Origin of the sequence: Streptomyces longisporoflavus (genome assembly GCF_014649775.1) — a bacterium.
Taxonomy (GTDB): Bacteria; Actinomycetota; Actinomycetes; order Streptomycetales; family Streptomycetaceae; genus Streptomyces; species Streptomyces longisporoflavus.
Map to the genome: position 1 here is coordinate 286001 of NZ_BMTR01000003.1, position 11813 is coordinate 297813.

9 protein-coding genes, 1 tRNA gene and 1 pseudogene are annotated in these 11813 nt (G+C 69.0%); 3 read left to right on the plus strand and 8 right to left on the minus strand.

From position 1 onward, the window contains the following. Positions 1-5: 5 nt before the first annotated feature. Positions 6-1319, minus strand: coding sequence for an ABC transporter substrate-binding protein (locus IE226_RS07960; protein ID WP_190080321.1), 1314 nt, complete (start codon positions 1317-1319; stop codon positions 6-8). Between the two features lie 313 nt (positions 1320-1632). Here IE226_RS07960 and IE226_RS07965 point away from each other — a divergent pair, with 313 nt between their 5' ends. After that, positions 1633-2688, plus strand: a complete 1056-nt coding sequence (locus IE226_RS07965; protein WP_190080322.1) for a LacI family DNA-binding transcriptional regulator — start codon at positions 1633-1635, stop codon at positions 2686-2688. A gap of 79 nt (positions 2689-2767) precedes the next feature. Here IE226_RS07965 and IE226_RS07970 read toward each other — a convergent pair. From IE226_RS07970 to IE226_RS07985, 4 genes and pseudogenes are all read right to left on the minus strand, one after another. Further along, positions 2768-2840, minus strand: a tRNA-His gene (locus IE226_RS07970). A gap of 111 nt (positions 2841-2951) precedes the next feature. After that, the gene (orn, locus tag IE226_RS07975) at positions 2952-3554 is read right to left on the minus strand and encodes an oligoribonuclease (RefSeq protein WP_190080323.1); all 603 of its coding nucleotides are present in this window, start codon (positions 3552-3554) and stop codon (positions 2952-2954) included. A 10-nt stretch (positions 3555-3564) separates the two neighbouring features. Next, a pseudogene (locus IE226_RS07980) lies at positions 3565-4804 on the minus strand (GlxA family transcriptional regulator). Positions 4805-5254: 450 nt separating this feature from the next. Continuing rightward, entirely contained in the window at positions 5255-5644 is a 390-nt protein-coding gene (locus IE226_RS07985) for a hypothetical protein (RefSeq protein ID WP_229870673.1), read from the minus strand. 482 nt (positions 5645-6126) lie between these two features. Between IE226_RS07985 and IE226_RS07990 the strand changes: the two genes are divergently transcribed. Next, on the plus strand, positions 6127-6654 hold the full coding sequence (locus tag IE226_RS07990) for a universal stress protein (protein ID WP_190080324.1): 528 nt from the start codon (positions 6127-6129) through the stop codon (positions 6652-6654). Between the two features lie 266 nt (positions 6655-6920). Here the strand turns inward: IE226_RS07990 and glmS are convergent, their stop codons facing one another. The 3 genes from glmS to IE226_RS08005 all read right to left on the minus strand — a co-directional run bounded on the left by glmS (position 6921) and on the right by IE226_RS08005 (position 10011). Beyond that, on the minus strand, positions 6921-8738 hold the full coding sequence (gene glmS / locus IE226_RS07995) for a glutamine--fructose-6-phosphate transaminase (isomerizing) (RefSeq protein WP_190080325.1): 1818 nt from the start codon (positions 8736-8738) through the stop codon (positions 6921-6923). Between the two features lie 10 nt (positions 8739-8748). After that, positions 8749-9006 carry a hypothetical protein gene (locus tag IE226_RS08000; RefSeq protein ID WP_190080326.1) on the minus strand — a complete coding sequence of 86 codons (258 nt, stop codon included), beginning with the start codon at positions 9004-9006 and terminating at the stop codon, positions 8749-8751. Positions 9007-9114: 108 nt separating this feature from the next. Then, positions 9115-10011: a DUF4429 domain-containing protein gene (locus IE226_RS08005; protein WP_190080327.1), complete on the minus strand. Its 897-nt coding sequence runs from the start codon at positions 10009-10011 to the stop codon at positions 9115-9117. Positions 10012-10140: 129 nt separating this feature from the next. Between IE226_RS08005 and IE226_RS08010 the strand changes: the two genes are divergently transcribed. Next, positions 10141-11763, plus strand: coding sequence for a beta-N-acetylhexosaminidase (locus IE226_RS08010; protein WP_229870614.1), 1623 nt, complete (start codon positions 10141-10143; stop codon positions 11761-11763). The last annotated feature ends 50 nt before the right edge of the window (positions 11764-11813 follow it).

Here is an 11813-nt window from a genome sequence, read left to right on the forward strand (position 1 = left end):
GCGCGTCACTGTCCCAGAACATCCTTGATCTCCTTCTGCGCGGCCTCCCAGCCCTCAGCCGGAGACTTGCCCTGCTGCTCCACCTGGAGCACACCGATGTCCGTGATGGACTGGCCGATCTGGGCGTCCTTGAGACCGTAGATGACCGAGGGGATGTTCTTGGCGATGTCGCCGTAGATCTTCGTGATGGGCGCGTTGTTGAAGTACGCCTTGGTCGCGGGCGAGGGCTTCAGCGAGTCGTACGCCGACGGGGTGGAGGGGAAGCTGGCCTGCTTGGCGAAGACCTTCGAGAGCTGCTCGGGCTGCGTCAGCCACACGGCGAGCTCGGTCGCCTCCTTCTTGTGCTTGCCGGCGCTCGGCACACCGAGGAACGTTCCGCCCCAGTTGCCCTCCTTGGGCGCCCTGGCCATGTCCCACTGGCCCTTGCCGCTCGCGCCCGTCTTCTCCTGGATGTAGCCGGCCATCCACGCGGGGCAGGCCACGGTGGCGAACTTGGCGTTGGCGAAGCCCTGGTCCCACGTCGGGTCGAACTGCTTGAGCTTGGCCGACATGTCGCCCTTGGCGACCTTCATCGCCGCGTCCCAGGCGTCCTTGCGGCCCTGGCTCTTCTCGTAGATCTCCTTGCCGCTCTTGTCGTAGTACCGCTCGGTGGCACCGGCGAAGACGGCGTTGTAGACACTGGAGGCGGAGTCGACGAACTTCGTGCCGTCGGGCGCCTTCTTCATGTACTTCTCGCCGAGCTCGACGTACTTGTCCCAGTCGCCGGACCACGCCTTGGCGAGCTCCTCGCGGTCGGTGGGCAGACCGGCCTTCTTGAAGAGGTCCTTGCGGTAACAGAGCGCGGTGGGGCCGATGTCGACACCGAGACCGATGGTCTTGCCGTCTTCGGTCGTCCCCTGGTCCCACTTCCAGTCGAGGTACGTGGACTTGTCCACGCCCTCGGCCTTGCTCAGGTCCTCGAACTTGGCACCCTGGGTCTGCACCACCTCGGTGATGTTGCTGACCTCGATGGCGGCGACGTCATTGACGCCCGCGCCCGACTGGAGCTGGGTGAGCAGCTTCGGATAGTAGGCGTCGTTCCGCTCGATGACGTTCTCTTTGATCTTGATGTTCGGGTGCGACTTCTCGTACTCGTCGTAGAGCCCGGCCTGCTTCAGGCCAAGGACACCGAACGTGCCGACATTGAGCGTGATCTTGCCGTCACTGCTCGCCGAACCACCGTCGTCGTCACTCGAACAGCCGGCCAGCAGGCTTGTGGCCAGCGCGGTCACGGCCGCGAAGGCCACCAGCCGACCGGGTCGGCGATAAGTCGTGCGCATTACGTCCTCCTGTTGCCTGACGTGCCGACCCCCCGGCCAACTGCACTGCTTGCCCCGTTGCTTGACTCTTCGGCTCGGGCGGGGAACGTGCGGGATGTGTACGTGTCAGGTACCGTGGGAGCGCTCCCACAAGTGATGAGTTGAAGAGTCGTGGCTCAGAGCGGGGGTGTCAAGGGACCGGACATAGAGATATGTCTTCAGTTATCGGGCTGTTACGAGGGCGCTCGCGTGATCGGTCCATCCGCCCGGCGAAGATCAGGCTGTTACATTCCTCTACATTCCTCGCCGGGGGAAGTGCGACGGGAGGCGGACAATGGCAGCTCACGGTGCACGCAGCCGCAGTGGCGGGCGACCGACCCTGGAGGAGGTCGCCGCACGAGCGGGAGTGGGCCGCGGGACGGTGTCCCGGGTGATCAACGGATCGCCGCGGGTGAGCGAGGCGACCCGTACGGCGGTCGAGGCCGCCGTCGCGGAACTCGGTTATGTCCCGAACACGGCGGCCCGTGCCCTCGCGGCCAACCGCACCGACGCCATCGCGTTCGTCGTGCCCGAGCCCGAGACCCGGTTCTTCGCCGAGCCGTACTTCTCCGACGTCCTGCGCGGCGTCGGGGCGGAGCTCGGCGAGACGGAGATGCAGCTGCTGCTGATCTTCGCCGGGAACGACCGCAGGCGGCAGCGTCTGGCCCAGTACCTCGCGGCCCATCGCGTCGACGGGGTCCTGCTGGTCTCGGTGCACGCCGACGACCCGCTGCCGGACCTGCTCACCCAGCTGGAGATCCCCGCGGTGATCAGCGGCCGCCGCTCCGCCGACGAGGCACTGCCCTCGGTCGACTCCGACAACTTCGCGGGCGCGCACTCGGCGGTGGAGCACCTCCTGGGGCGCGGCCGTACGTGTATAGCCACCATCACGGGCCGCCTGGACGTGTACGGCGCCCAGCGCCGCCTGGACGGCTACCGCGCCGCCCTCACGGACGCCGGCCACCGCGTGGACGAGAGCCTCGTCGCGCCGGGCGACTTCACGGAGGAGGGCGGCCGCCGGGCGATGACGGAGCTGCTCGCCGCCCACCCCGGCGTGGACGCGGTCTTCGCGGGCTCGGACGTGATGGCCGCGGGCGCCCGCCAGGTCCTTCGCGAGGCGGGGCGCCGTATACCCGACGACGTGGCGCTCGTCGGCTTCGACGACTCGGCGATCGCCCGCCACATGGATCCGCCGCTGACGAGCGTGCGCCAGCCGATCGAGGAGATGGGCCGCGCGATGATCGACCTCCTCCTCGCCGAGATCGCCGACGACCGCCCGGCATCGGCCCGCCGCCTGGAACACCGCCAGCTGGTGCTGCCGACGGAACTGGTGGAGCGGGCGTCCTCCTGAGGCCCCGACGGGCCCGCCGGGCGCGGGAGGCACGAAGAAGGCCCGGTCCGCTTTCGCGGACCGGGCCTTGATCATTCAGGGTGAGTGACGGGACTTGAACCCGCGGCCACCTGGACCACAACCAGGTGCTCTACCAACTGAGCTACACCCACCATGTCCGGTCGTTTTTCTTTCTTCCGACCGGCCGAGAAAAAGTGTACAGGGTCCGAAGGGGTGCTCGCGCACGCCTTTTGCGGACCCCGTACACCGGGTGCCCGCGGAGGCTACTCCGCGGGCAGTACGTGCTTGGCCGCGATCGTTTTCGCGGTGTCCGAGTCCGGGCCCGGCTGGGGCACGAAGATCGCCTCGCGGTAGTAGCGCAGCTCGGCGATGGACTCGCGGATGTCGGCCAGGGCCCGGTGGTTGCCGTTCTTGTCCGGGCTGTTGAAGTACGCCCGGGGGTACCACCGCCGGGCCAGCTCCTTGATCGAGGAGACGTCGACGATGCGGTAGTGGAGGAACTCCTCCAGCGTCCCCATGTCGCGCAGCAGGAAGCCCCGGTCGGTGCCGACCGAGTTCCCGCAGAGCGGAGCCTTGCGCGGCTCCTTGACGTGCTCACGTACGTACGCGAGGACCTGCGCCTCGGCGTCGGCCAGCGTCGTGCCCGCCGCCAGCTCGTCGAGGAGCCCCGAGGCGGTGTGCATCTTGCGCACCACCTCGGGCATGGTCTCCAGCGCCGCGTCCGGCGGGCGGATCACGATGTCCACACCTTCGCCGAGCACGTTCAGTTCCGAGTCGGTGACCAGTGCGGCCACCTCGATAAGTGCGTCATCCGTCAACGAGAGCCCGGTCATCTCGCAGTCGATCCACACCATGCGATCGTTCATGCGTCTTACCCTACGGCGCGCTCCTCTGGCCGGGCAGTGGCGGACGTCCTGGCGCGTACAGATCCGAGTACGGCTTTCCCGCGTCCGCCGGCATCGAGGTCGAGGGACCGAACGCACTCGCGGCCGCCGTTCGCCGGGTCTGCGACGGGACGGGCCCGCCGCCCTCGGCGTTCACCGCCTGCACGGCGGGAACGGGCGCCGGCGGTTCCAGCAGGGCCCGATCGCCCCCCTGCGGCCTGCGGGCGCGGTAAGCGGCCCGGTAGGCGGCGGGCGAGGAGCCCAGCTGCCGGCGGAAGTGGCCGCGCAGGGCCACCGGCGAGCGGAAGCCGCAGCGGCCCGCGACCTCGTCCACGGAGTAGTCGGAGGTCTCGAGCAGCCGCTGTGCCTGCAGTACGCGCTGAGTGATCAGCCACTGCAGGGGAGCGCTCCCGGTGAGCGAGCGGAACCTGCGGTCGAAGGTGCGCCTGCTCATGCTACGCGCGCGCGGCCAGGGTCTCCACGTCGAACTGCTCGTGGAGATGTTCCAGGGCCCAGGCGACGACCTCGGCGAGCGGGTCGGCGCCGATTTCCTCAGGTAAAGACCTGTCGAGATAGCGCTCCTGGCCGCCGGCCCTGCGCGGAGGCACGACGAGCCTGCGGGCGAGCGCGCCCGCCGCTTCGTTGCCGTGATCCGTCCGCACGATGTGGAGGCACAGATCAATTCCGGCCGCGGTCCCCGCGCTCGTGAGCACGTCTCCGTCGTCGACGAAGAGCTCGCGCGGGTCCACATGGACGGATGGGTACCGCTTGGCCAGCGTCGGCGCGTACATCCAGTGCGTGGTCGCCGGGCGGCCGTCGAGCAGGCCGGCCGCGGCGAGCACGAAGGCTCCGGTGCAGAGCCCCACGATGCGGGCGCCCTCTTCGTGTGCGCGGCGCAGCGCGTCGAGTGCTTCCGGCGGCGGCGGCGAGGTGATCGACCGCCAGGCCGGCACCACGACGGTGCCCGCGCGCCCGATGGCCTCGAGGCCATGCGGCGCGGTGAGTTCGAGCCCCCCGGTCGTCCGCAGCGGACCCTCTTCACCGGCGCAGACGAGGAGCCGGTAACGCGGGACCCCGGCGTCCTGCCGGTCGATCCCGAACACGGAGAGCGGTATGGAACTCTCGAAGATGGGGCCACCGCTGAACAGCAGCACCGCGACAATCTCCCTGCGGCGGCGTCCGGAAAGCTTCCGCGACGCGGCTTCTTGCACGGCAGTGGAGTCGTGGCTCATGGTGCTAAGCCCCCCTCGGTCGTCGCGGCTCCCTGTTCTTTGCCTGTTCTGATTTTTCTGTGTGATGTGCGGTCTCTGCGTTCCCGGCGCTCTTGGCGTTCCTGTCGGACCTGTCGCTCCTGCACGTTTCCCCTCGGTCCTCCACCAGTCCCCCGCCGTAATACAGTCATGATCGAATCTACTGCGTCCCGTGCTGCCGGGGTGACCAGTTAAGGACCCGGCACTATGTCGACATGGCAACTTGGCGTGAAGCAGTCGATCACGAAGCGTTGCACTCACGGGCGTTGCTGGGAAGTGCGCCTCGCCTCCGTGGCCGGTCCCCGTAGGGTTCAGACGGCCTCCACATGCCTTTCAGCCCTGGTGGGACCGGGGTTGAGTACCCCTTCGGCCAAGAAATGCATGGCCATAGGAAGTTGGCTGAAAAGCAACGGGGGAGTACGTGCGAATCGGTCAGTCCCCCGGCGTAGACCCACCAGCATGCCGACCGCCCCTGTGCGCCCCCGCGCCCGTCCGCCCGTGCCGTCCGCGGCGGCCCTCGCCCGGCGCCCCGCCCGGCCCCTCTGAGAGCCGCACCGCCCCCCGTTCCGACTGCCGCAGCAGCAGCCGGCAGACCCCCGTCACGGCCGCGAGGCCCAGGGCCGCCCCCGCGGCTCCGGCCAGCGACGTCCCGTAGCCCACCAGGACGACGGGCACCAGGACACAGCTGAACGCGGCCCAGCGCACGACATCGCTCGCCGAGTCCTGCGCGGGCGTGAGACGCGACCCTTCGGCGCGCGGCGGCGGGACAGCGCCGCGCGGACGCTCGTGCGCCCCCTGCGGTGCCCGTCGGTGGCTCTGCATCGTGGCGCGTGAGGACGACGTGACTTGTGAGGACACTGACGGCAGTCCAGGCACGGCGGGCTCCCTGTGGCGGTGGCGTACCGGAGTTCAACGCGCGGTCGCCCGGCCGGTCACTGGCGTAGACCTTGTGGCCGATGCGGGCCCACGCGGGTGGCTCATGCGATGGCTCATGCGGGTGGGTGCCCAAACCGCCTGTACGGGGCAGCAACCATTGCCATACGGGCGCCGCTCATGCATGCTCCGGTGAACGCCGTGAGGCTCCCGCAGGGCTGACAGCAAGCTCTGGGCAGGAGAGGAGTGTCGCCGTACCCTTGGGGGTATGGGGTTGGGAAGATGATTCCCGGACACAGCTCCGGTGATTGTCGCCGCTCCCGACTCTGCCTGCCCGATCCTGTCCGATCCTGTCCGTTCTGCTCCCTGCTGCGCCGTACGAACCGAACAGAGCCGACCCTCCCACAGAGGACTCCTTCGCCGAGACACCCATGGCCGGTCACGAATTCTCCGAACCCCCAGCGGACCGCAAGCGGCAGGTCGCCGATCCCACGGCGACCCCCGAGGCGGCGGAAGAGCGACGTCATTCCTGCGATCCGGCCTTCCGGCACGGGGTCGTCGTCGGTTTCGACGGCTCGACCTCGAGTGAGCGCGCCCTCTCGTACGCGATCGGGATGGCCCACCGCTCCGGCTCCGGCCTGATCATCGTGCATGTCGCCAACAGACTCCCCACCACCGTGTGGGCGGGCTGCGAGCCGCCGGTGTTCGTCGACGTGCCGGACCACCGCACGGAAGTGCTCGGCCTCGAACTGGCCTGTGCGGACTATCTGGCCGAGGTGCCGTGGATTCTCGTCGAGCGCGGCGGCGACATCTGCCACGAACTCGAAGAGGTCGGCCGTGAGTACTCCGCGGACGCGATCGTCGTCGGATCGACGCACGGGATCGTGGGGCGCATCTTCGGCTCGGTCGCGGGCCGGCTCGCGCGCCGCGCGCAACGGCCCGTGGTGGTCATCCCGTAACTCCTCTTCGTCCCTGGTGGGGCGAGGGTGACGGGGTGTCGGCTTCTTCCCCGTGTAGATAAATCTACTCGTGCGTAGAGGTGGGTTGTGCCCTTGTGAAGGGTACGTACAAGGGGCACGACCCCCTGCCGACCGGGGAGTGACGGCCACGGACTGAGGCAGGCGTGGGTCGGGGGAATGGGCGCCCCCGCCCCTTGAAGAACGACCCCTCGCACGTTTGGTGGCACGCGCGGGGGGTCGTTCATGCGTCGGTCCCGAACCGGCGCCTATTCGACCGTGACCGACTTGGCCAGGTTCCTGGGCTTGTCGATGTCCCGGCCCAGGGCCAAGGCCGTGTGGTAGGCGAGGAGTTGGAGCGGGATGCCCATCAGGATCGGGTCGAGCTCGTTCTCGTTCTTCGGGACGAGGATCGTCTGGTCGGCCTTCTCCTGCTTCTGGTGCGCGACCGCGAGGATCTGGCCGCTGCGGGCCTTGATCTCTTCGAGGGCGGCGCGGTTCTTCTCCAGGAGGTCGTCGTCCGGGACGATCGCGACCGTCGGCAGGGCGGGCTCGATGAGCGCGAGCGGGCCGTGCTTGAGCTCGGAGGCGGGGTAGGCCTCGGCGTGGATGTACGAGACCTCCTTGAGCTTCAGGGAGGCCTCGCGGGCGACGGGGTAGCCGCGCACGCGCCCGATGAAGAGCATGGAGCGGGCTTCCGCGTACTGCTCGGCGATCTTCTTGATCTCGTCCTCCTGTTCGAGGATCTCGGAGATCTGGCCCGGCAGCTTGCGCAGGCCGTCGATGATCCGCTTGCCGTCGGAGACCGACAGGTCACGGATGCGGCCCAGGTGCAGGGCGAGCAGGCCGAAGGCGACCGTGGTGTTGGTGAAGCACTTGGTCGAGACGACGCAGACCTCGGGACCCGCGTGGACGTACACGCCCGCGTCCGCCTCACGGGCGATCGCCGAGCCGACGACGTTCACGACGCCGAGGACGCGGGCGCCCTTGCGCTTCAGCTCCTGGACGGCGGCGAGCACGTCGTACGTCTCGCCGGACTGGGAGACCGCGATGTAGAGGGTGTCGGGGTCCACGACCGCGTTGCGGTAGCGGAACTCGGACGCGGGCTCCGCGTCGGCGGGGATGCGGGCCAGCTCCTCGATCATCTGGGCGCCGATCATGCCCGCGTGGTACGAGGTGCCGCAGCCGAGGATCTTGACGCGGCGCACCTTGCGGGCGTCGTGCGCGTCGAGGTTCAGGCCGCCGAGGTGCACGGTGGAGAAGCGGTCGTCGATGCGGCCGCGCAGGACGCGGTCCACCGCGTCGGGCTGCTCGAAGATCTCCTTGTGCATGTACGTGTCGTGGCCGCCCATGTCGTACGACTCGGCCTCCCACTCCACGGTGGTCGGCGAGGCGGTCGTGCGGGAGCCCTCGGTGGTGTACGTACGGTAGTCGTCGGCCTTGATGGTGGCCATCTCGCCGTCGTCGAGCGTGACGACCTGGCGGGTGTGCGAGACGAGCGCGGCGACGTCCGAGGCGACGAACATCTCCTTCTCGCCGATGCCGAGGACGACGGGGGAGCCGTTGCGGGCGACGACGATGCGGTCGTTGAAGTCGGCGTGCAGGACGGCGATGCCGTACGTGCCCTCGACGTGCCGCAGGGCCTCGCGGACCTTCTCCTCCAGCTTGTCCGCCTGCGAGCGGGCGATGAGGTGGGTCAGGACCTCGGTGTCGGTCTCGGAGAGGAACTCGACGCCGTCAGCGGAGAGCTTGGCGCGCAGCTCGGCGGCGTTGTCGATGATGCCGTTGTGGACGACGGCGACCTTGTCGTCGCCCGACATGTGCGGGTGGGCGTTCTCGTCGGAGGGGGCGCCGTGGGTGGCCCAGCGGGTGTGGGCGATGCCGGTGGTGCCCTTGAAGCGGGAGGGCACCTTGGCCTCCAGGTCGCGCACGCGGCCCTTCGCCTTGACCATCTTCAGGCCCGAGGCCTTGGGGCTGGTGATGACGACGCCCGCGGAGTCGTAGCCGCGGTACTCCAGGCGCTGGAGGCCTTCGAGGAGGAGGGGGGCCACGTCACGCTTGCCGATATAGCCGACGATTCCACACATAGAGGGTTTCCTAGCCGTAGATGATGCGGCGCAGCTGCCGGAGCGAGAGCTCGGGTGGTGCTACCGCGCGGTATTCGAGGTCCGCCGAGATCTGTTCGAAGATCGCCGCGTTCAGCAGGCCCTGACCCTGCAGCTCGCGGTGGCGGCGACGGACGAACTCTTCGGTCGTCTCGTCGAAGTAGGCGAGCACGTCCTGGACGACCCGCAGCGCTTCGCCCCGCTGGAGCGGGGTGCTGCGGGTCAGGTGGTCCACCAGGTCGTCGTGCATTCGTTGATCCTGGAGGAATAGCCCTCCGGGTGCAACAATCCTGCCCGGAATCGGGCAGGGTCGCGGCGAAAATGAGCCCCGGCGGCGTACCTGCGCTTCGGGGTTGTCCTACATGCGCTTCAGGATCGCCTGCTTGGCGAGGGAGAACTCGTCGTCCGTGAGGACCCCGGCCTTGTGCAGTTCGCCCAGCTCGCGCAGCCGGCGCAGCAGCGCGTCGTGATCGTCCTCGGCAGGCGCCGGCGCCAGAGCCCCGGCCGCCGTCAGGGCCGCCGGGCCCTCCGCGGACTCCGCCTGGCCCGGCGCCCCCGCCGGGTGCGGAAGACGGACCTGCACGGCCGCCGCCACCAGCGCCATCAGCGGGTCCTTCTTGAAGCCCCACAGCTCGACCGAGTTCGGGTCGTACTTCGGCGGGGCCTTGGTGGGCGAGTGCCGTACGGCGAAGCGGAGGTAGCCGTTCTCCAGGCCCACCGCGGGCTGCCACTCCACCGCCGCGACGTCGGCCAGGGCCAGCATGCGGGTGCCGGACGCCGACTTCGCCTCCTCCGTCTTCCAGTTCCACTCCAGGCGTATGTGCTCGCCGTCGAAGCTCGCCGTGCCGTCTCCCGCCGACACCGAGAGCGGCACCGAAGGGCCCGGAAGGAGATAGCTGTCGCAAGGACCCGGCGGCACCTGTTCGATGAGGAGGGCGTTGCGGACCTCGTCCACGACGTACTCCGCGACGCCGTAGCGATCCGACTCCACCGTCAGCTGGTACGGATCATCCGATTCCCCCAGTTTGCCGCCGGCGGCCTGGAGGAGCGGGTCCGCGCCGTCCCGCAGACGCAGTCTCAGACGCCCCGTCTTCTTGCCCTGTTCGAAGGCGATGCCCGCCAACGCGGCCAGCGGCACGGCCAGTTCTCCCAGCGACTTGCGCAGCAGAGACACGTTCTTGTCGCGTCCCGGCACAAGGCGCAGCATCTCTCCGTCGAAGGTCCAGGTCCCGTCGCGCTGGATGATTTCCGCCATGGGACGATTCTTCCATCGGAGGGCGTCCGAAGTGGTCTACACCCTTGACCCGCCTCGGGGCGCAGGGTACGCATGGTGACCGTTCGATTGCGTTGCACCACAGTGACGGCCCGTCGAAGGGACCCGCTCGTGAGACAGCACCACAGATCGACCCGTCTGTTCGGCTCGCTGCTGCTCGTCGCCGCGGCCGGATTCTCGTCCGTGGCCGCTGTGCCGGGCGGCGGCAGCGGCGTGAAGGAGGCAGCCACGGCCACCACCCCGACCCCGCTCGGCCAGGTCATCCCGGCGCCCGCGTCCGCGGAGCCCGGCGGATCCCCGTACGAGATCAACTCCAAGACCCGCATCCGGGTCGGCGAATCGCGCGACGCGCACCGGATCGGTGGTTATCTGGCGGACGTCCTGCGTCCCTCCACCGGCTACTCCCTCAAGGTCACCGACGACGGGGGCCGCGACGGCATCCGGCTGCGGCTCGACTCCAAGGACAAGTCGCTGGGCGGCGAGGGCTACCGCCTGGAGTCGAAGCGCGGTTCCGTCACCATCACGGCCCGCAAGGCCGCGGGGCTCTTCTACGGCGTCCAGACGCTGCGCCAGCAACTGCCCGCGGCCGCCGAGAAGAAGACGAAGCAGAAGGGCCCCTGGCTGGTCGCCGGCGGCACCATCGAGGACGCGCCCCGCTTCGAGCACCGCGGCGCGATGCTCGACGTGTCACGGCACTTCTTCTCGGTCGACAAGGTCAAGCGCTACATCGACCAGATGTCGCTCTACAAGGTCAACAAGCTGCACCTGCACCTGAGCGACGACCAGGGCTGGCGCATCGCCATCGACTCCTGGCCCAGGCTCGCGACGTACGGCGGCTCCACGCAGGTCGGCGGCGGCAAGGGCGGCTATTACACGAAGGCCCAGTACAAGGACATCGTCCGGTACGCGGCATCGCGGCAGCTCGAAGTGATCCCCGAGATCGACATGCCGGGCCACACGAACGCCGCACTCGCCTCGTACGCCGAGCTGAACTGCGACGGCGTCGCCCCGCCGCTCTACACCGGCACCGAGGTCGGCTTCAGCTCGCTGTGCGTGGGCAAGGGCGTGACGTACGACTTCGTGGACGACGTCATCCGCGAGATCGCCGCCCTGACGCCCGGCAAGTACATCCACATCGGCGGTGACGAGGCGCACTCCACCAGCCACGAGGACTACGTGACCTTCATGAACAAGGTCCAGCCCGTGGTCGCCAAGTACGGCAAGACCGTGGTCGGCTGGCACCAGCTGACCGGCGCCACGCCCGCCAAGGGCGCTCTCGCGCAGTACTGGGGCTACGACGCCACCGGCGCCGCCGAGCGCGAGCAGGTCGTGAACGCGGCGAAGAAGGGCACGAAGCTGGTCCTCTCGCCCGCCGACCGCTCCTACCTCGACATGAAGTACGACAAGAACACCCCGCTCGGCCTGTCCTGGGCGGGCTACGTCTCGGTCCAGCGCAGCTACGACTGGGACCCGGGCACGTACCTCGCGGGCGCACCCGAGGATTCGATCAAGGGTGTCGAGGCCGAGCTGTGGTCGGAGACGCTCTCGACCTCGGCGCACATCGAGTACATGGCGTTCCCGCGGCTGCCCGGTATCGCGGAGCTCGGCTGGTCGCCCGCGTCGACGCACGACTGGGACACGTACAAGGAGCGGCTCGCCGAGCAGGGGCCGCGCTGGGACGCGCTCGGCATCGGCTACTACAAGTCGCCCGAGGTGCCCTGGCCCGGCGAGTAAGCGCGTACGCACACGAGAGCGGGCTCCCGGGGACCGTCCCGGGAGCCCGC

Bases quoted from the DNA above. Each gene is read 5' to 3' on its own strand.
- IE226_RS07960 (WP_190080321.1), bottom strand. From the start codon at position 1,319: ATGCGCACGACTTATCGCCGACCCGGTCGGCTGGTGGCCTTCGCGGCC.
- IE226_RS07965 (WP_190080322.1), top strand. From the start codon at position 1,633: ATGGCAGCTCACGGTGCACGCAGCCGCAGTGGCGGGCGACCGACCCTG.
- orn (WP_190080323.1), bottom strand. From the start codon at position 3,554: ATGAACGATCGCATGGTGTGGATCGACTGCGAGATGACCGGGCTCTCG.
- IE226_RS07985 (WP_229870673.1), bottom strand. From the start codon at position 5,644: ATGCAGAGCCACCGACGGGCACCGCAGGGGGCGCACGAGCGTCCGCGC.
- IE226_RS07990 (WP_190080324.1), top strand. From the start codon at position 6,127: ATGGCCGGTCACGAATTCTCCGAACCCCCAGCGGACCGCAAGCGGCAG.
- glmS (WP_190080325.1), bottom strand. From the start codon at position 8,738: ATGTGTGGAATCGTCGGCTATATCGGCAAGCGTGACGTGGCCCCCCTC.
- IE226_RS08000 (WP_190080326.1), bottom strand. From the start codon at position 9,006: ATGCACGACGACCTGGTGGACCACCTGACCCGCAGCACCCCGCTCCAG.
- IE226_RS08005 (WP_190080327.1), bottom strand. From the start codon at position 10,011: ATGGCGGAAATCATCCAGCGCGACGGGACCTGGACCTTCGACGGAGAG.